Raw genomic sequence first — 22,635 nt, forward strand, 5'->3', positions numbered from 1 at the left:
CTCGCCTGGACTGGCGGACAGGGCGGGATTCGAACCCGCGGTGGCTGTTACACCACGCACGCTTTCCAAGCGTGTGCCTTAAACCACTCGGCCACCTGTCCTCAAGCGCAGTCGCCGCTCTTATAGCGTGCCGTCCGGCATGAGCAACGCCATCTTCCCTTGGGATCGTCCCTTGGGTAGCTTCCGCGGCCATGTGGCTTGGGGGGTGAAATGGTCCTGTTTCGGGCCTTGGGGTGGCTGCTGCTGGCGTTCGCCGCGGGAGCCGTCGTCCACGATTGCCTGTCCTGGTGGTCCGAGGGCGCATTTCGCTTGATGGGCCTGGGTGATCTGTGGTCCCGGCTCGATCTCGGCTCTCTGCTTGCGGTGCAGGCCGGCCTGCAGCACACGCTTTCGGGCATCCTGTGGACAGGTCTTCTGCTGCCGATCCTGAAGATTCCGGTGCTTCCGGCCTTCGTCGTCGGAGGCGTCCTCTGCCTCTGGCTCGGCGGGCGCATCGGCGGCCGGCCGGGCGAGGCGGATTTCCTGGGCATGTCGCGCCCGCGCCGACGGCGGAGTCGCGGATTGTCCTGAGCGCCCGTCCGTGGAACCATCTGGCCCAACAAACGATCGAAGGGAAACGCCATGGACGTAGGGATGATGATGGTCTTCGCCAGCTACGGCTGGGAGAACTGCTCCGATGATCGCGTCTGGAACGAAGAGATCCGGCTCGCCCGAATCGCTGCCGATTCGGGCTTCGACTGCCTGTGGTCGGCGGAGCATCATTTCAATGACTACTCCTTCGTGCCCGACAACATCCAGTTGATGACCTACCTGACGGCGCGTCATCCCAACATCGATGTGGGGACCGCGGCCGTCATCCTGCCCTGGCACAATCCGTTGCGGGTGGCGGAGAACGCCGCCGTGCTCGACATGCTGAGCGGCGGCCGCTTCCGCTTCGGCATGGGCCGAGGCCTGGCCCGTCGCGAGTTCAATGCCTTCGGGATCTCCATGGATGAGTCGCGCGGCCGCTTCGACGAGGCCGCGCCGATGATCGTCAAGGCGCTCAAGACCGGCTTCATGGAAGGCGACGGGCCGCACTACAAGCAGCCCCGCATCGAGATCCGCCCGCGGCCGCAGCATTCCTTCGACAACCGCATCTATGCAGTGGCCTCGAGCGAGGACTCCGTCGACTCGGCCGCCAAGCTCGGCGCCCACATGGTGATGTTCGCCGACCGTCCCTGGGAAATGCGCGCGCCGGTGATCAATCGCGGCCGCGAGCTGCATCGCCAGTATCACGGCACCGAGCCGCCGCAGGTCATGCTGACCGAATTTTGCGTCTGTGGCGCCAACGCCACGTCGATCGAGGACGAGGCGCGCCGCTACCAGGGAAAGTTCGTCGAGAGCAACTTCCATCACTACGAATTCCTGGGCGAGCACTTCAAGACGGTGAAGGGCTACGACTCCTACCAGCAGAAAGCCGACCTTGCCCGCAAGTCCGGCGGTGGGCTCGAAGGCGCGGTCAACGGCTTCATGCAGGCGGCGAGCTGGGGCACGCCCGACAAGATCCTGCGCGGGCTCGAGGCACGGCGGAAGGTGCTGGGCGACTTCGAGATGAACGTCGCCTTCCGCTTCGGCGGCACGCCCTACGAGGTCTCGGAGCGCGGCCTGAAGCTGTTCGCGAAAGAAGTGTTGCCGGTGGTGAAGAAATGGGGCCCGGCGAAGGCGCCGACCGCCCAGGCTGCCGAATAACGGAGATCGAGATGCCTCTCGCCAAGAAATACCTTTTCATCGTCAGCATGGACGTCCAGCCGGACAAGGAAGCGCTGTTCAACGAGGTCTACGACACCGAGCATGTGCCGCTCCTGCAGAAGGTGCCGGGTGTTGGCGCCGTGACGCGGCTCAAGACCGTGCCGGCCGCCTTCAACATCGGCGGCGAACGCAAGGTGCTCGACGGGGCGGGAATGGCTCACTACGTGGCGATCTATGAGATCGACAGCCCCGAAGTGCTGCTCAGCAAGGAATGGGCGGCCGCCGGCGAGCAGGGACGGTGGCCGAGCGAGGTGCGGCCGTTCACGTCCAACCGCAGCCACGTGGTGCGGCAGGTGATCTGAGGCCGCGCGGCGGCGAGGGCGGCAACGCCCTTTCCGCCGGGATGCTATCGACCCAATTGCGTCAGGACATGCTGAATGGGGGCATCGGAAAGTCTCAGGAGCCCACCGAATGGATCGCTCAGCTCGAGGATGAGGAAGATCGCCCCGGAGACGGATGCCGCACCTGACATCACGGCTATGGCGACGGTCGGGTGGAACCGCGTGAAGAGACCGAACCCCAGAAAAAGCATGCAGATCCAGCCGACGAGCACCGTCAGGACGGGGAGCGAGACCTCGTCACCCAGCTGCTCGAACATGAGCAGCCGCGTTTGCACGAGAGTCTCGCCTATCTGAACGATGCGGCCCTGAATGATGCGCTGGGCGTCGGTGGTTGGAGAAAGCGACTGAATCTTGTTGAGGAAACCGGTCACGAGATTTGCCGCCATCGGCTCGACGCCGCCCGGAGCCCAGAGCCGTTCGTGACTTGCGGCGACGGCGCTCCGCAGCATTTCGCGTGTCTCCCGGGTTTCCGGGCCGTACGACTCCAGTAGTTTGTCGAGCAGTATGACATTCGCGGCGAGCGACTGCAGTTCGCTGCGCTGGGCATTGTACGTGCCGTTCGCGGACGCGATGAGCAGGCTCAGGACAAGCGCGGAGATGGTGGCAATCAGGCCCATCACCAGCTTGACCGTATCCTTGGTGTCCTGGTCGCGATGACGATCGGGCAGGGTGATGAGCGTGCCGGCGAGCGCGCTGCCGAGGGCACAGACGAAAACGACCGAAGCGATCGCCAGCGGGTTCACGGGCGCGATACGGGTGCGAGAGCAGGACGCAGGCCGCGCAACGCGTCGCCTAACGGTTGTCCATCTTCAGCGCCGCGATGAAGGCCGACTGCGGGATCTCCACGTCGCCGATCTGGCGCATCCGCTTCTTGCCCTTCTTCTGCTTCTCGAGGAGCTTCTTCTTGCGGCTGATGTCGCCGCCGTAGCACTTGGCCAGCACGTCCTTGCGCAGGGCGCTGATCGTCTCGCGGGCCACCACCCGGCCGCCGATCGCGGCCTGGATGGCGATCTTGAACAGCTGGCGCGGGATGAGGTCCTTCAACCGCTCGCACAGCGCGCGGCCGCGGCTCTCGGCGGCGTTCTTGTGCACGATCATGCTGAGCGCATCGACCGGCTCGGAATTGACCAGGATCGAGAGCTTCACCAGATCGCTCTCCTCGTAGCCCGCCATCTCGTAGTCGAAGCTGGCATAGCCGCGCGTCACCGACTTGAGACGATCATAGAAGTCGAACACCACCTCGTTCAGCGGCAGGCGGTAGATCGCCATGGCGCGCGTGCCGGCATAGGTCAGCTCGACCTGCTGGCCGCGCCGGTCCTGGCACAACGTCAGCACCGCGCCGAGATGCTCGTCGGGCGTGATGATCGTGGCCTTGATCCACGGCTCCTGCATGCTCTCGATGTGCATCGGGTCGGGATAGTCGGCCGGATTGTGCAGTTCCATCTCCGTGCCGTCGGTCATCTTGACCTTGTAGACGACCGACGGCGCTGTCGTGACGAGGTCGAGGTTGAACTCGCGCTCGAGTCGTTCCTGGATGATCTCGAGATGCAGCAGGCCGAGGAAGCCGCAACGGAAGCCGAAGCCGAGCGCCGCGCTGGTTTCGGCCTCGAAATGGAACGACGCGTCGTTCAGCTGCAGCTTGCCGAGCGATTCGCGCAGCGTCTCGAATTCGGCGGCATCGGCGGGGAACAGGCCACAGAACACTACCGGTACCGACGGCTTGAAGCCGGCCAGCATCTCGGTCGCGGGCTTCCTGTCGTCGGTGATCGTGTCACCGACTTTGCAGTCGGCGATCGTCTTGATACCGGCGATGATGAAGCCGATCTCGCCGGGGCCGAGCTCGGCGACGTCGGTGGCCTTGGGCGCGAAGATGCCGACCTTGTCGAGGTCGTAGGACGCTGCTGCCGCCATCATGCGGATGCGGATGCCCTTCCTCAGCACCCCGTCCTGCACGCGCACCAGGGTGACGACGCCGAGGTACGGGTCGTACCAGCTGTCGACCAGCAGCGCCTTGAGCGGCGCGTTGCGGTCGCCCTTCGGCGGCGGCAGGCGCTTGACCATCGCCTCGAGCAGGTCGTCGATCCCGATGCCGGTCTTGGCCGACACCTGGATGGCCTCGGACGTGTCGATGCCGATCACGTCCTCGATCTCCTTCGAGACGCGCTCCGGGTCGGCCGACGGCAGGTCGATCTTGTTGAGCACCGGGATGATCTCGTGGTTCGCCTCGATCGCGTGATAGGCGTTGGCGAGCGTCTGCGCCTCGACGCCCTGGGAAGCATCGACCACCAGCAGCGAGCCTTCGCAGGCGGCGAGCGAGCGGCTGACCTCGTAGGCGAAGTCGACGTGGCCCGGCGTGTCCATCAGGTTCAGCACGTAGGTCTTGCCGTCCTGTGCCGTGTAGTTGAGCCGCACGGTCTGCGCCTTGATGGTGATGCCGCGCTCGCGCTCGATGTCCATCGAATCCAGCATCTGGTCGTGGAACTCGCGCTCGGTCACCGCCCCGCAGCGCATCAGCAGGCGGTCGGCCAGCGTGCTTTTGCCATGGTCGATATGGGCAATGATCGAGAAATTGCGGATCAACGACAGGTCGGTCATTTCAGCCTGAACCTAACTCAACATGCCCGGTCATCCTTCGCTATGCTCAGGACGACGGGAATTCTAACCACGAAGTACGGCGCCTGTCGCTTTCACGACCTGCGCCACGATCTTGTTCGAAACGGCCTCGATCTCCGCGTCGGTGAGCGTGCGCTCGACCGGCTGCAGGGTGACGGCGATGGCGAGCGACTTCTTGCCGTCGGGCACGCCCTTGCCGGCATAGAGGTCGAATACCCGCGCGCCCTTGATCAGCGCCTTGTCGGCATTGCGCGCGGCGCGGACGAGCTTGTCGGCCTCGACGCCGGCATCGACCAGGAACGCGAAATCGCGCTCGAGCGGCTGGAATTGCGAGAGCACCAGCTTCGGCCGCGCCTTGCTCGCCTTCGCCTTGGGCAACGGCGGCGCATCGAGGAAAACCTCGAAGGCCGCGACCGGTCCCTTGAGGTCGGCAGCCGCCACGATCTCCGGATGCATCTCGCCGAAGTACGCCATCACCCGATCGCCAAGCTTCAGGGCGCCCGAGCGGCCAGGGTGATACCAGTCCGGTGCGCCCGACTGCACCGAGAGGGTGTCCGGCGCGCCGATGGCGGCCAGCACGGCGAGCGCGTCGGCCTTGGCGTCGAACAGGTCGACAGTCCGCGCCGGGCCCGCCCAGTTGCGCGGCACGGCCATGTGATGGCGCAGGCCCGTCGCCATCGTGCGCTGGCCGGCCGGAGTCGCGTCCTTGTATTGCGGGCCGACCTCGAACAGGGCGGGATCGGACAGGCCGCGCGCCTCGTTGCGCGCCGCGGCGTCGATCAGGTTGGGCAGGATCGAGGGCCGCATCGTGTCGAGCGTGGCGTCGATCGAGTTCAAAAGGCGCAGGTCCTCGGCGCCGCCGCCGAACCGCTCGGCCTGCTTGCGCGGCAGGAACGACCAGGTCACGGCCTCATTCATGCCGCGTGCCGCGAGCGCCCGTCGCGCCTGCGGGGCGCGCCGCTGCATCGGCGTGCGCACCGGCTTGGATGTCGCCGCCAGCGCGGGCAGGGACGTGGTCGGGATGTGGTCGAAGCCGTGCACCCGCGTGACTTCCTCCACCAGATCCGCCTCGCCGATGATATCCGGACGCCATGACGGCACCGTGGCTGTCCACGGCCCGGTGCCGCTGATGCCGAAGCCGAGCTTGGTGAGGATGTCGGCGGTTTCCGTTGCCGGTACGTCGATCGCGGTCAGGGTCTTCACCCGGTCGGCGCGTAGCGTGTAGCTGCGCTCCCAGTCGGGCATCACGCCGCTGCGGGTGATCTCGCTGGCCTCGCCGCCGCACAGTTCGAGGATCAGGCGCGTGGCGACGTCGGTGCCCCACTCGACCGACTGCGGATCGATGCCGCGCTCGAAGCGGTAGCGCGCGTCGGACTGGATGCCGAGCTTGCGGCCAGTCGCGGCAACCTTGATCGGCGTGAAGTACGCGACCTCGAGGAACACCTCGGTGGTGCCGTCCTGCACACCGGTCTCCTCGCCGCCCATCACGCCGCCGATGCCGTGCGCTGCCTTCGAATCGGCGATCACCGAGACCGACGGATCGAGCTCGTAGACCTTGCCGTCGAGTGCCTGGATCATCTCGCCCTCGCGCGCCTGGCGCATGACGAGATCGCCGCTGAGCTTCTTCGCGTCGAAAACGTGCAAAGGCCGGTTCAGGTCGAAGGTCACGAGGTTGGTGATATCGACCAGGGTCGAGATCGGCCGCAGCCCGATCGCCTTCAGCCGGCGCTGCAGCCAATCCGGCGAGGGCCCGTTCTTCACGCCGCGGAAGTGGCGGCCGACCACGATCGGGCAGGGGCTGTCGGGCTTGGCTTCGTAGCCGTGCGTCCACTTGATCGGGCTCTCGTACGTCCCCTTGATCCGCTCTGCCGCGAACGGCTTCAGCGTGCCGACACCCGCCGCCGCGAGATCGCGCGCGATGCCGTGCACGCCGAGACAGTCGCCGCGATTCGGCGTCACCTTGATCTCGATGATCGCATCGTCGAGGCCGAGCGCCTCGGCGGCGGGCATGCCGGTCTGGGTCTCGGCCGGCAAGTCGATGATGCCGCTATGGTCATCGCCGAGCTGCAGCTCGCGCGAGGAGCACAGCATGCCGTTGCTCTCCTCGCCGCGGATCTTGCTGGCTTTCAGATGCAAGTCCGTGCCGGGGATGTAGCTGCCGCTCGGCGCGAAGATGCCCTTCATGCCGGTCCGTGCATTGGGTGCGCCGCACACGACCTGGACCACGCCCGCACCCGTGTCGACCGTGCACACCCGGAGGCGATCGGCGTTGGGATGCTGCTTCGCCTCGATCACGTAGCCGACCACGAAGCCCTTCAGGGCTTCGGCGGGATTGGTGATGCCCTCGACTTCGAGGCCGAGCATAGTCAGGCGGTCGCGCACCTCGGTGAGGCCCGCGTTGGTGTCGAGATGCTCTTTCAGCCAGGACAGCGTGAATTTCATCGCACGCCCTCCAGCGCGGAGAAGCCGTAGTGGCGCAGCCAGCGCAGGTCCGAGTCGAAGAAGCTGCGCAGGTCGGGGATGCCGTATTTCAGCATGGCGATGCGATCGATGCCCATGCCGAAGGCGAACCCCTGGTACATGGCAGGATCGAGGCCGCAGTTGGCAATGACATTGGGATGGACCATGCCCGAGCCCAGGATCTCGAGCCAGGAATCGCCGGCGCCGATCTTGAGCTCGCCGCCCTTCCACGAGCAACCGATATCGACTTCCGCCGACGGCTCTGTGAAGGGGAAGTACGAGGGGCGGAAACGCAGCGGCAGGTCGTCCACTTCGAAGAAGGCGCGGCAGAAATCGACCAGGCAGCCCTTGAGATGGCCCATGTGCGTCGTGCGGTCGATGACGAGGCCTTCGACCTGATGGAACATCGGCGTGTGCGTCGCATCGCTGTCGATGCGGAAGGTGCGACCCGGCACAATGATGCGCAGCGCGCCACCGTCGGCCAGCATCTTCTGCACGTTCCTGTCGAGCATGGTGCGCGCCTGGACCGGAGAGGTGTGGGTGCGCAGCACCGTCGGCGTGCCGTCGGCGCGTGGCGGCAGATAGAAGGTGTCCTGCATCTGGCGCGCCGGATGGTCGGGGGGGATGTTGAGCGCGGTGAAGTTGTGCCAGTCGTCTTCGATGTCTGGCCCCTCGGCCCAGGTGAAGCCCATTTCGCCGAAGATCGCTGCAAGCTCATCCATCACCTGGCCGATCGGATGCAACGTGCCGCGGCCTTCCGGCCGCGCCGGCAGGGTGACGTCGACCTTCTCGGCAGCCAGCCGGGCGGCAAGCGCGGCGGTGCCGAGCATCGACTTGCGCGCTTCGAGCGCGGCCTCGATCTCGCCCTTGAGCTGGTTGACCCGGGCGCCGAATTCCTTGCGCTGCTCGGGGGCGAGCGCGCCCAGGGTCTTCATCAGGCCGGTGACGCTGCCCTTCTTGCCGAGGGCGGCCACGCGCACGGTCTCGAGCGCGCCGAGATCGGCTGCCTGCTCGACGGCGCCGAGCGCCTCGTTGCGTATCGTCGAAAGATCTTCCATCGCCAACTCCAGACGAAAAGAGGGAGCCTGTGGCCAGGCTCCCTCTTGGAAATCAACTCCGAGCGCCTTGCGACGCGCGGACTACTTGAGGGCGGGCCCTTACTTGAGAGCGGCTTGTGCCTGTTCGACCAGGGCCTTGAACGCTGCCGGCTCACGCACGGCGAGATCGGCCATCACCTTGCGGTCGACTTCGATCCCGGCCTTGAGGATGCCGTTCATGAACTGCGAGTAGGTCAGGCCATGCTCGCGGGTCGCAGCGTTGATGCGCTGGATCCACAACCCGCGGAACGCGCGCTTCTTGTTGCGGCGGTCGCGATAGGCGTACTGAAGGCCCTTCTCGACCTTCTCGATGCCGACGCGGAATGCCGCCTTGGCGCGGCCGCGATAGCCCTTGGCGAGCTTCAGGACCTTCTTGTGACGAGCGTGTGCAGCCACGCCCCGCTTGACGCGTGCCATGGTCTACCTCTCGTACGGGAAGAAGTTGCGCTTGATGATCCGGGTATCGGGCTCGGACACGATCGCCATGCCGGTCGCCTGACGCAGAAAGCGGTTGCCCCGCTTCGTCATGCCGTGGCGCTTGCCCACGACCCCATGCTTCACCTTGCCGGACGCCGTGAAGCGAAAACGCTTCTTGGCACCGCTCTTGGTCTTCATCTTGGGCATTTTTGTTCCTTTTCAAAGGGTTACGATTAGCAGTCGAGGCAATGCCCTTTGGCCAGACCGCCGAAGAAAGGGGCTTATAGCGATGAGGGTGCTTCGGTGCAAGCCGACACCGCAGGGCGAAGCCCACGGTATTGACAAGCTTTTGAGGCGCGACGGATAGTCGATTCACGTCGGCTGCATCGCAAAAACACAACAAGACGGGCCGACATTAGGGAGACGCGCATGATGCGGCAAATGCCGAAAATGATGACGCTTGCCTTCGCCTTGGTTTTCGCAGCCGTCGCGCCGCTTAGCGCCCAGGACCAGAAGGGCACGCTGGTCTTCGCTGTCGAGACGCTCAGCGCCCAGACGCTCGACCCGATCCTGGAAGGTCGGCCGGGCAATGCGGTCTACCAGGCGGCGATGTACGACTCGCTGGTGGGCTTCAACTTCGCGAAAGGCGGCGTCGGCCCCGGCGTGGCGGAGCGCTGGGAACTCTCTCCCGACGGCCTCACCTGGACATTCTTCATCCGGCCCGGCCAGACCTTCCATAACGGTGACAAGCTCACCGCCCATGATGTGAAGTTCAGCCTCGAGCGCCAAATGGGGCCGGGCTCGCTCGCCTCCGCCGCCGCGAGCATGCGGCGCACGATCAAGAGCATCGAAGTGGTCGACGACCTGACGGTCAAGGTGAACACGACCTCTCCGCAGATCGGCTTGCCGGCCGGCCTGTCGCGTGCGGTGGCACCCGAAGGCGCCATCATGCCCAAGGCCTATATCGAGAAGGTCGGCGAGGAAGAGTTCCGCAAGAAGCCGATCGGCAGCGGCCCGTGGAAGTTCGTGCGTAACGTGCCGGGCGACCGTATCGAGTTCACGGCGGTGACCACGCCGCACTGGCGTGGCCGGCCCCACTTCAAGGACCTGACGATCCTCCTGGTGCCGGAGGAGAGCACGCGGGTGGCGATGGTTCGCACCGGCGAAGCGGCGATCGCCTCGATCGGGCCTGAAACAATGATTGGCGCCTCGCGCGCCGGACTCGAAGTCCTGGCGGTGCCGGGTACCATGCAGGCGGTCTTCCAGTTCTGGGGCACCTACAAGCCGGGCGTGAAGGATTCGCCGATTGCCAAGCCGCGCGTGCGGGAGGCGCTGTCGCTGGCGATCGACCGCAAGCAGGTGATCGAGCACGTCATGAACGGCAAGGCACGCCTGCCCTATCCCTTCGCCACGTTCGGCTACACCGATTTTTTCAGCGCCGACCGGTGGGAGAAATGGGCGGCGGAGGCCTACCGCTACGACCCGGTGCTGGCGAAGAAGATCCTCGCCGATGAAGGCTATCCCAACGGCTTCGAGCTGAAGTTCGCCAACACCGCCCTGCCCGGCACGCAGTTCATGGTCGATATCGGCACCGCGATCGCCGACATGTGGACCAAGATCGGCGTCAAGGTGACGCTCAAGCACTACGAGTGGGGCTCATTCGCGCCGATGGAGCGCGGCGACCAGGCCGGGCTGATCGGCTGGGCCTCGATGTACCGCACGGCCGGCCGGCCCGATGCGCCGTGGCGCTACGATGGCGCCTTCTCGCCCGAGAGCACCCAGCGTCTCCTGGGCGACAAGGAGAACTGCGATCCTGCGTGCCAGGACTTCGTGAAAACCTATCGTGCCCTTCTGGCCGAACTCGACCGGACCAAGCGCACGGCGCTGACCGACCATATGGTCGAGGTGGTCGCCAACACATGGACGGTGATCCCGATCCTCGAGGGCATGGGCTACTACGCGATCAACACCAAGAAGGTCGGACGGTTCGAACCGATCGCCGGCCGGCACGAGCTGGGCGATGTATTTGAGCGGATCCCGCGCCCGGAAGAAGCGCCGTGGAAAAAGTGAGCAGCCGCGCAACATGAAGCGCTACATCGCGCGCCGCCTGATGCAGGGTGCCGTCCTGCTCTGCATGGTGGCGACGATCGTCTTCTTTCTCGGCCGGCTGACCGGCAATCCGGTCGACCTGATGCTACCCGAGGACGCCACCGCCGAGGACCGCGCGGCGCTCACCAAGACGCTGGGCCTCGACGGATCGGTCACCGACCAGTTCGTGATCTTCGTCGGCAGGGCGCTGCACGGCGATCTCGGCACCTCGATCCGCATGAAGCAGCCGGCGGTCGAGGCCTTCTTCGACCGCCTCCCAAACACGCTGGTGCTGATCCCCTGGGCGCTGCTGCTCGGCATGATGCTGGGCATCCCGCTCGGCGTGGTGGCGGCGCTCAATCGCGGCGGCATGCTCGACCGTGCGGCGGGCACGGTCGCGGTGCTTGGCGTCGCCGTGCCGAGCTTCTGGCTGGGCGTGCTGTTGATCTTCGTGTTCAGCGTCGAGTTGGGCTGGCTGCCGTCGGGCCGAATGGGCGGGCCGGAGCATTTCATCCTGCCGGTTATTACGCTTGGCACTTTCCTGGTCGCGGGCTTCATGCGCATCACGCGCTCGGCAATGCTCGAGGTGATGGAGAGCGAGTTTGTGAAGCTCGCGCGCATCAAGGGCCTGAGCGAAGGCGTGGTGATCTGGAAGCACTGCCTGCGCAACGCCCTGATCCCGGTCCTGACCCTGTGGGGCGTGTTCGTCAGCAACCTGATCACCGGCGCGATCGTCACCGAGACGGTGTTCGCCTGGCCCGGCATCGGGCGCCTCACCTACGAGGCGGTGATCTACCGCGACTTCCCCCTGTTGCAGGCGGTGATCATCCTGAAATCGATCCTCATCCTGGCGATCAACCTCGGCGTCGACATCCTCTACGCCTACGTCGATCCCCGCATAAGGCTGGCGTGATGAAACCACGCGACTCATTGCTGGGAGCGCGGCTCTCCAGAGCCGCTCTTCTTCGCATTGCCACATCCCATGAGCGGCTCTGGAGAGCCGCGCTCCCAGCGAAAGACACTCATGGCCATCGCTGATCCTCCGGCGCGCGCCTCATTGTGGCGCCTGGTCTGGCCGGCGCGGGTGCCGGGCGGGGCGCGGCGGACCGCGCGCGTGCCCTGGATACCGATCGTGATCATCTCGGCGATCGTCATCATGGCGGTGTTCGCGCCGCTGCTGGCGCCTTATTCGCCGATCGACCAGACCTTGCGCGACAAGCTGCTCCCGCCGGTCTGGATGGAGGGCGGCAGTGCCAAGTACCTGCTCGGCACCGATGCGTTCGGCCGCGACGTGTTGAGCCGCCTGATCTTCGGCGCGCGGGTCAGCCTGATCGTGGCGCTTCTGGCGTTGACCGCGGGCGGGGGAATCGGCCTGATGGTCGGCATCGTTGCGGGCTATATCGGGGGAGCGGTCGACAGCATCCTGATGCGTTTGGTCGACGCGGCCTTCACCTTTCCAGCCATTCTGTTTGCGCTGTTGCTTGCCGTCACCATGGGACAGGGCCTCGGTACGCTGGTGACGGCAATCAGCCTGCTCCTGTGGGCGAGCTTCGCGCGCGTCATCCGTGGCGAGGTGCTCTCGCTGCGACAGCGTGACTTCGTGGCCCTCGCGAAGGTGCGTGGATGCTCCGCCACGCGCATCATGCTCACCCATATCCTGCCCAATGTGCTCAACACTTTCATGGTGCTGGTCACGCTCAACATCGGCGTGGTGATCATCGCCGAGGCGACGCTTTCCTTCCTCGGCGCCGGCATCCCGCCGCCCACCCCTACCTGGGGCCTGATGATCTCCGAGGGTCGCGGCCGGCTGACCGATGCCTGGTGGGTGGCACTGATCCCGGGCATTGCGATCACCCTGATGGTGCTGTCGGTCAACCTGTTCGGTGACTGGCTGCGCGACCGCCTCGACCCGAGGCTGCGCCAGCTATGACGGCAGAGACAGTTCTCGAAGTCCGCGACCTGCACACCCACTTCTTCCTGCGCCGCGGCGTGATCAAGGCGGTCGACGGCGTGAGCTTCTCGCTCCGGCGTGGCGAAGTGCTGGGGCTGGTCGGCGAATCGGGCTGCGGCAAGAGCCTCACCGCGCTGTCAGTGATGCGGCTGCTGCCCAAGGGCGGCGCCCAGACGGTCAAGGGCGAGGTGCTGCTCGATGGCGAGAACATCCTCGAGCGCTCGCCGGCGGAGATGCGCGAGATCCGCGGCCGCAAGATCTCGATGGTGCTGCAGGACCCGCAGACCTCGCTCAATCCGGTCTTCTCGATCGGCGATCAGTTGCGCGAGGCGATCCTGCGCCGTCGCAGGGCATCGAATACCGAAGTGATGCAGGAGGCGGTGACGGCGCTGCGCCGCGTTGAGATCGCTGCCCCCGAGCAGCGCATCGCCCAGTATCCGCACCAGATGAGCGGCGGCATGAAGCAGCGGGTGGTGGGGGCGATTGCGATCAGCGGCCAGCCCAAGGTTCTGATCGCCGACGAGCCGACCACAGCGCTCGATGTCACGATCCAGCTCCAGTACCTCAAGCTGCTGAAGCGGCTGCAGGTCGAGACCGGCATGGCGATCCTGTTCATCACCCACGATTTCGGCGTGGTCGGCCGGATGTGCGACCGGGTCGCGGTGATGTATGCCGGCCGCATCGTCGAATGCGGCCCGGTGCGCCAGATCTTCGAGGCGCCCGCGCATCCCTATACCCGCGCGCTGATTGCCTCGGTGCCGAAGATGACCGGCCCGATCGGCCGGCTCACGACGATCGAGGGCCAGCCACCATCGCTGATGAACCTGCCGGTCGGCTGCCGCTTCGCCTCGCGCTGTCCCCAGGTGGAACAGCGATGCCTCGAAGCGTATCCCGGCAGCGTCCAGGTCGGTGACGAGCACACGGCGGATTGCTGGAAGGTGACGCCGGGCTGAGGCGTGGTCTTTCTTGCCAACGTCGTCTGCAGGTTGCAGTCTCGTCTTTCAGCGTGAGTGAAGTTCTGCGTCTGCGTATGAGTCCAGTCCCCGCGTAAAAAGACAAGAAACGACTGAGGGAGGAATACATGCCAGCGTCCAAGATTGCCGCTGCGGCAGTGGCAATGGTGCTTTTCGCTGCCGGCACAGCTGGCGCGCAGCAGACCATTCGAACGGCCACCTCGTGGCCCGGCGGCCCGCATCTCGAGCAGTTTGCCCAGGGCTTTTCCAAGCAGGTCGATTCGTTGACCGGCGGCAAGCTGAAGTTCCAAATCTTCCCCGCGGGGACGATCGGCAGCCCGCTGAAGATCACCGAGTCGGTGCAGAAGAAGGTGGCGCCGGCCGGCCATACCTGGTCCGGCTACGACTGGGGCATCGACAAGACCGCGGCGATCTTCGGCGGCTATGTCGGATCGCCGCCGGCCGAGGCGCTGCTGCACTGGATCTATGCCGGCGGCGGCATCGAGATGTGGCGCCAGTGGCGCATGGAGAAGTTCGGCGTGGTGGGGATGCCCTGCGGCTCCCACTCGGACGAGATCCACATGCACTCGCGCAAGCCGGTACGCACGCTCGAGGACCTCAAGGGTCTCAAGCTGCGGACGTCGGGCGCCTGGGCCGAGATCGCCAATACGCTGGGCGCCTCGACCGTCATCCTGCCGGGCGGCGAGGTCTATCCGGCGCTCGAGCGCGGCGTCGTCGATGCCATCGAATGGGCGACCCCGGGTATCAATGTCAGCCTTGGTTTCCACAAGGTCGCCAAGTACGTCATCCTTCCCGGCGTCCACCAGCCCGGCGCGGTCCTGGAATGTATCTTCGACAAGGCGCTGTGGGACGGCTTCGACCCGACGACGAAGAAGCTGGTCGAAGCCGCGGCCAAGCTGTCGACCATCGAGTCCTGGATGAACATCAACATGATGGACATCGAGGCGCTCGAGAAGCTCAAGGCCGAGGGCGTCGAGTTCATCCGCGTCGATCAGAGCTACATCGACGGCGTGGCCAAGGCGACTCGCGATTGGGAAGACAAGTACATCGCGGCGGAGGGCGGCTGGTTCAAGAAGGTCGTCGAGAGTCAGCGCGCCTTCATGGTGCGGTGGAAGGGCTCCACGCAGTATCGCTCGGAGTTCAGGTAGACGCCGTGCGCGCCGTGGTGCGCGGCGCCGACGCGGTGAGCCGCCTGTTCGGAGCGATCGCTGCCGTGCTGGTGATCGTCCTCGTCGTCCTGATGCTCTATGATGTCGTGTTGCGCTACGTCCTGAACGCGCCAACCGAGTGGGGAAACGACCTCAACACCTGGCTGATGGGCTCGTCGTTCGTACTGTCGATCGCCTATGCCATGTCGACCGACAGCCATGTCCGGGTTGACCTGCTCTACACCCGGCAGACACGGCGGCACATCAGGATCTTCGATCTGATCGGCCTCGCGTTGATCGTCCTGCCGACGGTCGCCTGGATCACCTACGGTCTCTCTGACCATTTCCTGACGGCCTACCGGACCGCCGAGCGCTCCGGGTCGGGCGGCTGGAATCCGGTCGTCTGGCCGTTCAAGCTGATCATTTTCGTCGGCTTCGCCATCTTCACCCTGCAGATCGCCGCCGAGATCATCAAGCGCATCGCTTCCCTGATGGGGCGGCCGTTCGAAGCGCCGGAAGAAGCCGCCGATGCTCACGGAGTCTAGGGCATGAGCGCGCTGTGGATGTTTCCGGCGCTCATCGCGGTGATCCTGACGGGCTTCCCGGTTGCCCTCACCATGATGGCGCTGGCGGTGGTCTTCGGGCTGCACTCGTTCGGTCTCGAGGGCCTGCAGTACCAGTTCATCCAGAAGATCGAGGAGGTGGCGACCGCACAGGTCCTGGCCGCGGTCCCGCTCTTCATCTTCATGGGCGCCATGTTCGAGGCTTCCGGCATCGCCTCGCGTCTGTTCGATGCCATCCATATGTGGACCCGGCGCATTCCGGGCGGCATGGCCGTCGGCACCGTCATCATGTGCGTGATCTTCGCGGCGACCAGCGGCGTGGTCGGCGCTACCGAGACCGTGGTGGGCCTGCTGGCGATCCCGGCCATGTTGAAATACGGCTACTCCAAGAGCCTGATCAGCGGCACGATTTGCGCCGGCGGTTCGCTCGGAACCATCATCCCGCCGTCGGTATTGGCGGTCGTCATCGGTCCGGTCGCCAATGCCTCGGTCGGCAATATCCTGCTCGGCATGTTCATCCCAGGCTTCATGCTGGCAATCGCCTACATCACCTACATCGTGATCCTGTGCACAGTCGATCCGACGGCGGGTCCGCGCATACCACGCGCCCCCGACGAGCCGCCGCTCGGGGCCAAGCTGCTGCTGACTGTTCAGGTGCTGGTTCCGCCGGTGGTCGTGATCGTCGCTGTTCTGGGCTCGATGATGGCCGGCATTGCGACGCCGACCGAAGCGTCGGCGACGGGGGCGCTCGGCACCGTGCTGCTGGCGCTCGCCTATCGGCGGCTGTCATGGTCGGTGCTGGTCGAGTCGACCATGCGCACGGTCCGCATCACCGCCATGATCCTGACCATCGTGGCCTGCGGCCAGATGTTCGCGGCGGTCTTCGTCGGCTCGGGTGGGCTGGAGACGCTACAGGACTTCCTGAAGGAATTCAGCGTCGGCCGCTGGGGCCTGCTGTTCCTCGTCATGTTCATCGTCTTCCTTGCCGGCTTCATGCTGGAGCCGTTGGTGATTATCCTGATGGTCGTCCCGATCACCGTGCCGCTCATCGAGGCGGCGGGTTTCGACAAGGTGTGGTTTTGCGTTCTCTTCCTCGTCATGCTCCAGACCGGCTACCTGACGCCGCCGATGGCGCCGTCGATCTTCTACCTGCGCGGCATCGCCCCGCCGGAGATCACCCTCAGGCACATGTACACGGGAATCTGGCCGTTCATCGGTCTGCAGCTTTTGGTCGTCGGATTGCTGGTCTACTTCCCCAAGGCCGTCACCTGGTTGCCGGACACCGTACTCACCGGGATACGCTGAGGGTCTGGCCGTGACCGCCGCAACGCCCCTGTTGCGCGTCGAGCATGTGCGCAAGCACTTCGCCCTGACCAAGGGCATCCTGTTCACCAAGGTGCTCGGCCATATCAAGGCGGTCGACGACGTCTCGTTCGAGATTGCGGCGGGCAAGACGCTCGGCCTGGTGGGCGAATCGGGCTGCGGCAAAACCACGACGTCGCGCATGATCCTCAACCTCGAGACACCGACCGAGGGCCGCATCCTGCTCGACGGTCAGCCGATCGAGGGCCTGGAGGGAGACGCGTTGCGCGCCTATCGCGCCAAGGTGCAGGCCGTGTTCCAGGACCCCTGGTCGTCGCTCAATCCGCGGATGAAGGTCGGCCGGACGATCGCCGAATCGCTGATCGTCAACGCCTGGGGCGACAAGGCGAAGATCACCGAGCGGGTGCGCGAGCTCCTGCTGCAGGTCGGGTTGCGGGCCGAGCAGGCCGAGCAGTATCCGCACGAGTTCAGCGGCGGCCAGCGCCAGCGGGTGGCGCTGGCGGCGGCCCTCGCCTCACGGCCGCAACTGATCGTGCTCGACGAACCGGTCTCGGCGCTCGACGTGTCGATCCGCGCGCAGATGATGAACCTCCTCAAGGACATCCAGGCGCAGGACAACGTGGCCTACCTGCTCGTGGCGCACGATCTCGCCACGGTGCGCCACATGGCCGACCACACGGTGGTGATGTATCTCGGCAAGATCGTCGAGCAGGCCCCGACGGCGTCGCTGTTCGAGGAAGTCCGCCATCCCTACACCAAGGCGCTGTTCTCGGCGGTGCTGGTGGCCGGCCCGGGGCAAGCGGCCGGGGAGGTCGAGCTTTCCGGTGAGGTGCCATCGCCTCTCGATCCGCCGTCCGGCTGTCGCTTCCATACGCGCTGTCCGTATGTCATGCCGCGTTGTGCGCAGGTCGAACCGGCGCTGCGCGAGGTGTCGCCCGGCCATGCCGTGGCGTGTCATTTGTTCGAATAGGAGAACGCGTCGATGTCGAAGCCGCCGCATGGTCCCCTGCAGGGCGTCAAGGTCGTGTCCTGCTCCACCGCCCAGGCCGGCACGGTGCCCTACATGCTGATGGCCGACCTCGGCGCCGACGTGATCAAGATCGAAACGCCGGACGGCGGCGACGGCTCGCGCCGCATGACCGTGCTGCCGGGCAAGGGCAGCACCTTTTTCGAAACCAACAACCGCGGCGTGAAGAGCGTAACGCTCAACCTCAAGACGCCTGAAGGCAGGGCGATCCTGCACAAGCTCGTCGCCAAGGCCGACATCTTCGGCCAGAACTTCCGGCCGGGCGCGGCCGAGAAGAACGGCTTCGGCTGGGAGGAGCTGCGCAAGATCAATCCCAAGCTCGTCTACGTCTCGATCTCGGGCTACGGCACCAAGGGCCCGAACGGCCATCTGCCCGGCACCGATTCGATGGCGCAGGCGCTGGGTGGCATCGCCGAGGCCTATTCCATGCCCGGCCAGAAGATGCGGACGGGCATTGCCTCGGTCGCCGACGAATCGACCGCCATGCTGGCGTTCGGCGGCGCGCTCGCGGCGCTGACCTATGCCCGCACCACCGGTATCGGCCAGAAGATCGAGCTGTCGCTGCTCGGCTCTCTGGTCCGGCTGCTGGGCTGGACCTTCACCACCACGATGTGGCGCGACAAGAATCCGGTCACCGGCCAGGCCCGCGTCACCGGCACGGCGGAGCGGGCGGGCATCAGCGCCTCGTTCAACGACAGGGACGGGAAGCCGCTGGTCTTCCAGCTGACCGGTCCGGAAGACTGGAAGGACGCCATGACCTCGCTCGGCTTCCTCGATCGGCTGGAGGCCAGGGGCTTCGGCAATCTCGGCGTGATCGTCGACAACGATGCCAAGCGCGAGGAGCTGCTGGCGCTGCTCGACGATCTGTTCGCCACCGGTACGCGCGACGACTGGGTCGCCAGGCTGCGCGGCGCCGACATCGTCTCGGCGCCGATCAACACCATGCTCGAGGCGTCGAACGATCCCGACGTGATCGCCAACGGCCATGTCACCTATGTCGACCATCCCAAGCACGGAAAGCTGAAGGTGCACGGCACGCCGTGGCGGTTCTCCGAGACCCCGGCCAAGCCGGGCATCGCACCGGAGCTCGGCGATCACAATGAGGCCGCGCTCACCGAGCTTGGCTACAGTGGCGCGGAAATTGCGGACTTGCGGGCGCGGAAGATCATCTGAGCAGCGGAGTCGGCATGAAACTAAAGGGCAAGGTCGCGCTCGTCACGGGCGCACAGCAGGGCATTGGCGCGGCCATCGCCCTGGCACTGGCGGGTGAAGGGGCTGACGTTGCCGTCACCTGGCACGACAACGAGAAGGCAGCCGAAGCCGTCGCCCAGGGCGTGCGTGACAAGGGCTGCAAGGCGGCGCTGTTCCGGGCCGACGTCTCCAAGCTTTCCGACATCGAGATGATGGTTGCCGAGACGGCCCGCCAGCTCGGCACACCCGACATTCTGGTCAACAACGCCGGCGTCTATCCGAGGGTGCCGCTGCTCGAGATGCGCGAAAGCGACTGGGACTTCGTGCTCGACATCAACCTCAAGGCTGGCTGCTTCGCCGCCATCGCGGTGGCCAAGGCCCTGATTGCCGGGAAGAAGGCCGGTTCCATCATCAACCTCTCGTCCCAGTCGGTGCGCGGCGCCATTCGCGGCGTGCACTACAGCGCGAGCAAGGGTGGCGTCGTATCGATGACGCGCGCCCTCGCGCTCGAACTCGCGCCGCATGACATCCGGGTCAATGCAATCGCCCCCGGCCTGACCGACACCGCGCAACCGCGCTACGGCAACAGCGATCCCGAGCTGATCGAGATGGCACGTGAGAGCATCCCGCTGGGTGGCAGGATGCTGACACCGGATCAGATTGCACGCACTGCGGTCTATCTGGCTTCGGATGATTCGAGCGCCACGACCGGCCAGGTACTGCACGTAAATGGCGGCTCATACATGCCGTAGAGCATGACGGATGTTCGGGACCGCGAGCATCCTGCTCGCTCATACGCGCATGTGAATGCGCTTGATCATGAGCGAGCAGGATGCTCGCGGTCCGGAAGATCATGAGAAGACGTGAGTCGCGCGCCCACGCATAATGTCGATGGCCGACCGGCATAAAGGTGAGAGAGCATACGCTGGACTTGGGAGACGCGGCGAAAGCGATGGCCGATGCCGTCGCCCGCCAGATCCTCGTCCTTACCCGATAGTCATTTCGGTGCCAGCACCATGACCATCTGCCGGCCTTCCATGCGCGGCATCGATTCGATCTTGGTCACCGGATCCATCTCGCCGCGAACGCGGTTCAGCACTTCCATGCCGAGGTTGGCGTGGACCATCTCGCGGCCGCGGAAGCGCAGGGTGACCTTCACCTTGTCGCCTTCGTCGATGAACCGCTTCATGGCCCGCATCTTGACCTCGTAGTCGTGCTCATCGATGTTCGGGCGCATCTTGATCTCTTTGACCTCGATCACCTTCTGGTGCTTTCGAGCATCGTGCGCCTTTTTCTGCGCCTCGTATTTGTATTTGCCGTAGTCGGAAATCTTGGCGACTGGCGGAACGGCATTCGGCGAGATCTCGATGAGATCGAGGCTGGCCTCCTCGGCCATTTCGATCGCCTCGCGTGTGCTCAGCACACCGACCATGTCGCCGTTTTCGTCGATCAGGCGGACTTGCGGCGCCTTGATCTCGTTGTTGACGCGCGGACCGTCCTTGGTCGGCGCGCTCTGTTGTGCGGGTCGAGCTATGGCTTGCTTCTCCTCTGTCTAAGCCCTTGCGAGGGCGGATACGAGACTGCAGCCGCCCTAGAAGGGCGGCCGCGCCTCAGCTGAAAGTGTAGTGACGGCGGCCCCCAATTCAAGGACCTCCTGCTTTTCCGAGCCCAAACGGCGCACAGCCACCGTCTGGTTCTCCATGTCGCGCCGGCCGACCGCGAGGATCAGCGGCACGTGGGCCAGCGAATGCTCGCGGACCTTGTAGTTTATCTTCTCGTTGCGCACGTCGGTCTCGACCCGCATGCCGGCAGCCCGCAGTTTCGCAGCCACCTCGTTGGCATAGCTGTCGGCATCGTTCACGACCGTGACTACCACCGCTTGCGTCGGCGCCATCCAGAGCGGGAAGCGGCCGGCGTAATGCTCGATCAGGATGCCGATCATGCGCTCGAAGCTTCCGAAAATGGCGCGGTGCAGCATGACCGGTCGCTTGCGTGCGCCGTCCTCGGCCACGTACTCCGCCCCCAGCCGGTCGGGCAGCACGAAATCGACCTGAAGCGTGCCGCACTGCCAGTCCCGGCCGATGGCGTCGCGCAGCACGAACTCGAGCTTGGGGCCATAGAACGCCCCCTCGCCGGGATTGAGGATCAGGTCGAGGCCGGCCGCCTTGGAGGCGGATTTGAGGGCACCCTCGGCCTGGTCCCACACTTCGTCGGAGCCGGCACGCACCGGCGGGCGATCCGAGAACTTCACGAAGTAATCCGGAAAGCCCAGGTCACGATAGATCTCGCCCAGCAGCCCGCAGAAGCGGATCGTCTCGCTCTCGATGTCGGCTTCCGTGCAGAAGATGTGGGCGTCGTCCTGCGTGAAGTTGCGCACGCGCAGAATGCCGTGCAGCGCGCCTGACGGCTCGAAGCGATGGCACGATCCCATCTCGGCCATGCGCAGTGGCAGCTCGCGATAGCTGCGGAGGCCCTGGTTGAAGATCTGCACATGGCAGGGGCAGTTCATCGGCTTCAGCGCGAAGATCCGGCTTTCGCCTTCCGTCGCGCCGTGGCCCATGAACTCCTTCAGGCCTTCCTCGTTCTCGGCGAGATACATGTTCTGCCGGAACTTCTCCCAGTGGCCCGACTCCTCCCACAGCTTGCGGTCGACGAGCTGCGGCGTCTTCACCTCGACATAGCCACCCGCCTCGAGCTTGCGCCGGAGGTAGCCCTCGATCGTGCGCCAGAACGTCCAGCCCTTGGGGTGCCAGAACACCATGCCGGCCGCCTCTTCCTGCTGATGGAAGAGATGCATCTCCTTGCCGATCCGGCGATGGTCGCGCTTCTCCGCCTCCTCGATCCGATGGAGGTATGCCTTAAGATCCTTGTCGGAGAAGAACACCGTGCCATAGACGCGCTGGAGCTGGGCGTTGTTCTTGTCCCCGCGCCAGTAGGCGCCCGACACCTTCGTCAGCTTGAACGCCTTGCCGAGCTTGCCCGTCGAGGGCAGGTGCGGGCCGAGACACATGTCGAGCCAGTCGCCCTGCCTGTAGACGGAGATCTCCTCGTCCTTCGGCAGCTCGTCGGCCCACTCGGCTTTGAACTTCTCGCCGTGGTCGGCGAAGTACTGCTTGATCTTCGGCCGGTCCCACACCTCGCGCGTGATCGGCAGATCGCGGTCGACGATCTCGGCCATGCGCTGCTCGATCTTGCCGAAGTCTTCCGGCGAGAACGGCTGGTCGCGCACGAAGTCGTAGTAGAAGCCTTCGTCCGTCGACGGGCCGAACGTGATCTGCGTGCCGGGATAGAGCTCCTGCACCGCCTGGGCGAGCACATGCGCCGCATCGTGGCGCAGCAGCTCCAGCGCTTCCGGGTCGCGCGACGTCACGATGCCGATCTTCGCGTCGTGATCCACGACCGTCGAAAGGTCCTTCATCTTGCCGTCGACTTTCACGGCCAGCGCGGCCTTGGCGAGGCCGGGGCCGATCGATGCAGCGATGTCTGCGCCGCTCACGGCCTTGTCGAATTTTCGGACCGAACCGTCCGGCAGGGAAATATTGATCATGGCAACCACCTGAGAAGAAGATTTCGAACACGATTGACCGGCCGACGCGAGGCGTCGGCGGACGGAGACCGGGAGGCGGCACAAAGGCTCGCGCCCGGCCGAATCAA

At 65.3% G+C, this 22,635-nt stretch carries 21 protein-coding genes and 1 tRNA gene; 13 read left to right on the forward strand and 9 right to left on the reverse strand.

Annotated elements, in window-relative coordinates:
• Positions 1-11: 11 nt before the first annotated feature.
• Positions 12-101: transfer RNA gene (locus tag ACQY8M_RS10680), tRNA-Ser, on the reverse strand.
• Between the two features lie 109 nt (positions 102-210).
• On the opposite strand from ACQY8M_RS10680, the gene ACQY8M_RS10685 reads away from it, so the two are divergent.
• From ACQY8M_RS10685 to ACQY8M_RS10695, 3 genes are read left to right on the forward strand one after another with little or no spacing between them, the layout of a single operon-like run.
• A complete protein-coding gene (locus tag ACQY8M_RS10685; RefSeq protein ID WP_428671675.1) occupies positions 211-570 on the forward strand; it encodes a hypothetical protein in 360 nt (119 codons plus the stop codon).
• A gap of 51 nt (positions 571-621) precedes the next feature.
• Positions 622-1,728, forward strand: coding sequence for an LLM class flavin-dependent oxidoreductase (locus ACQY8M_RS10690; RefSeq protein ID WP_428671677.1), 1,107 nt, complete (start codon positions 622-624; stop codon positions 1,726-1,728).
• Between the two features lie 11 nt (positions 1,729-1,739).
• The gene (locus ACQY8M_RS10695; protein ID WP_428671679.1) at positions 1,740-2,090 is read left to right on the forward strand and encodes a hypothetical protein; all 351 of its coding nucleotides are present in this window, start codon (positions 1,740-1,742) and stop codon (positions 2,088-2,090) included.
• A 44-nt stretch (positions 2,091-2,134) separates the two neighbouring features.
• Here the strand turns inward: ACQY8M_RS10695 and ACQY8M_RS10700 are convergent, their stop codons facing one another.
• The 6 genes from ACQY8M_RS10700 to rpmI all read right to left on the reverse strand — a co-directional run bounded on the left by ACQY8M_RS10700 (position 2,135) and on the right by rpmI (position 8,923).
• A complete protein-coding gene (locus ACQY8M_RS10700; RefSeq protein ID WP_428671681.1) occupies positions 2,135-2,872 on the reverse strand; it encodes a hypothetical protein in 738 nt (245 codons plus the stop codon).
• A gap of 49 nt (positions 2,873-2,921) precedes the next feature.
• The gene (gene lepA, locus ACQY8M_RS10705) at positions 2,922-4,724 is read right to left on the reverse strand and encodes a translation elongation factor 4 (RefSeq protein ID WP_428671683.1); all 1,803 of its coding nucleotides are present in this window, start codon (positions 4,722-4,724) and stop codon (positions 2,922-2,924) included.
• Positions 4,725-4,787: 63 nt separating this feature from the next.
• On the reverse strand, positions 4,788-7,184 hold the full coding sequence (gene pheT / locus ACQY8M_RS10710) for a phenylalanine--tRNA ligase subunit beta (RefSeq protein ID WP_428671685.1): 2,397 nt from the start codon (positions 7,182-7,184) through the stop codon (positions 4,788-4,790).
• Positions 7,181-8,260 carry a phenylalanine--tRNA ligase subunit alpha gene (pheS, locus tag ACQY8M_RS10715; RefSeq protein WP_428671687.1) on the reverse strand — a complete coding sequence of 360 codons (1,080 nt, stop codon included), beginning with the start codon at positions 8,258-8,260 and terminating at the stop codon, positions 7,181-7,183. Before pheS ends, pheT begins: the two co-directional genes overlap by 4 nt.
• Positions 8,261-8,359: 99 nt before the next feature.
• Entirely contained in the window at positions 8,360-8,716 is a 357-nt protein-coding gene (gene rplT, locus ACQY8M_RS10720; protein WP_428671689.1) for a 50S ribosomal protein L20, read from the reverse strand.
• A gap of 3 nt (positions 8,717-8,719) precedes the next feature.
• The gene (gene rpmI / locus ACQY8M_RS10725) at positions 8,720-8,923 is read right to left on the reverse strand and encodes a 50S ribosomal protein L35 (RefSeq protein ID WP_296390567.1); all 204 of its coding nucleotides are present in this window, start codon (positions 8,921-8,923) and stop codon (positions 8,720-8,722) included.
• 222 nt (positions 8,924-9,145) lie between these two features.
• Here rpmI and ACQY8M_RS10730 point away from each other — a divergent pair, with 222 nt between their 5' ends.
• The 10 genes from ACQY8M_RS10730 to ACQY8M_RS10775 all read left to right on the forward strand — a co-directional run bounded on the left by ACQY8M_RS10730 (position 9,146) and on the right by ACQY8M_RS10775 (position 19,733).
• Complete coding sequence (locus ACQY8M_RS10730) at positions 9,146-10,786, forward strand: ABC transporter substrate-binding protein (RefSeq protein ID WP_428671691.1); 1,641 nt, start codon at positions 9,146-9,148, stop codon at positions 10,784-10,786.
• A gap of 13 nt (positions 10,787-10,799) precedes the next feature.
• Positions 10,800-11,717: an ABC transporter permease gene (locus ACQY8M_RS10735; protein ID WP_428671693.1), complete on the forward strand. Its 918-nt coding sequence runs from the start codon at positions 10,800-10,802 to the stop codon at positions 11,715-11,717.
• Positions 11,718-11,828: 111 nt separating this feature from the next.
• Positions 11,829-12,734, forward strand: coding sequence for an ABC transporter permease (locus tag ACQY8M_RS10740; protein WP_428671695.1), 906 nt, complete (start codon positions 11,829-11,831; stop codon positions 12,732-12,734).
• Positions 12,731-13,708, forward strand: coding sequence for an ABC transporter ATP-binding protein (locus ACQY8M_RS10745; protein ID WP_428671697.1), 978 nt, complete (start codon positions 12,731-12,733; stop codon positions 13,706-13,708). Before ACQY8M_RS10740 ends, ACQY8M_RS10745 begins: the two co-directional genes overlap by 4 nt.
• 128 nt (positions 13,709-13,836) lie before the next feature.
• On the forward strand, positions 13,837-14,877 hold the full coding sequence (dctP, locus tag ACQY8M_RS10750) for a TRAP transporter substrate-binding protein DctP (protein ID WP_428671699.1): 1,041 nt from the start codon (positions 13,837-13,839) through the stop codon (positions 14,875-14,877).
• Positions 14,878-14,882: 5 nt separating this feature from the next.
• Positions 14,883-15,422, forward strand: a complete 540-nt coding sequence (locus ACQY8M_RS10755) for a TRAP transporter small permease subunit (RefSeq protein ID WP_428671701.1) — start codon at positions 14,883-14,885, stop codon at positions 15,420-15,422.
• Positions 15,423-15,425: 3 nt separating this feature from the next.
• A complete protein-coding gene (locus ACQY8M_RS10760) occupies positions 15,426-16,745 on the forward strand; it encodes a TRAP transporter large permease (RefSeq protein ID WP_428671703.1) in 1,320 nt (439 codons plus the stop codon).
• 10 nt (positions 16,746-16,755) lie between these two features.
• Complete coding sequence (locus ACQY8M_RS10765) at positions 16,756-17,733, forward strand: ABC transporter ATP-binding protein (protein ID WP_428671705.1); 978 nt, start codon at positions 16,756-16,758, stop codon at positions 17,731-17,733.
• A 12-nt stretch (positions 17,734-17,745) separates the two neighbouring features.
• The gene (locus ACQY8M_RS10770) at positions 17,746-18,963 is read left to right on the forward strand and encodes a CaiB/BaiF CoA transferase family protein (protein WP_428671707.1); all 1,218 of its coding nucleotides are present in this window, start codon (positions 17,746-17,748) and stop codon (positions 18,961-18,963) included.
• Positions 18,964-18,977: 14 nt separating this feature from the next.
• Entirely contained in the window at positions 18,978-19,733 is a 756-nt protein-coding gene (locus ACQY8M_RS10775; protein ID WP_428671709.1) for an SDR family NAD(P)-dependent oxidoreductase, read from the forward strand.
• A 245-nt stretch (positions 19,734-19,978) separates the two neighbouring features.
• On the opposite strand, the gene infC is transcribed toward ACQY8M_RS10775, so the two are convergent.
• Entirely contained in the window at positions 19,979-20,515 is a 537-nt protein-coding gene (gene infC / locus ACQY8M_RS10780) for a translation initiation factor IF-3 (protein ID WP_428675347.1), read from the reverse strand.
• A 57-nt stretch (positions 20,516-20,572) separates the two neighbouring features.
• The gene (gene thrS, locus ACQY8M_RS10785; RefSeq protein ID WP_428671711.1) at positions 20,573-22,528 is read right to left on the reverse strand and encodes a threonine--tRNA ligase; all 1,956 of its coding nucleotides are present in this window, start codon (positions 22,526-22,528) and stop codon (positions 20,573-20,575) included.
• Between the last annotated feature and the right edge of the window lie 107 nt (positions 22,529-22,635).

Origin of the sequence: Reyranella sp. (assembly GCF_965279465.1) — a bacterium.
Lineage (GTDB): Bacteria > Pseudomonadota > Alphaproteobacteria > Reyranellales > Reyranellaceae > Reyranella.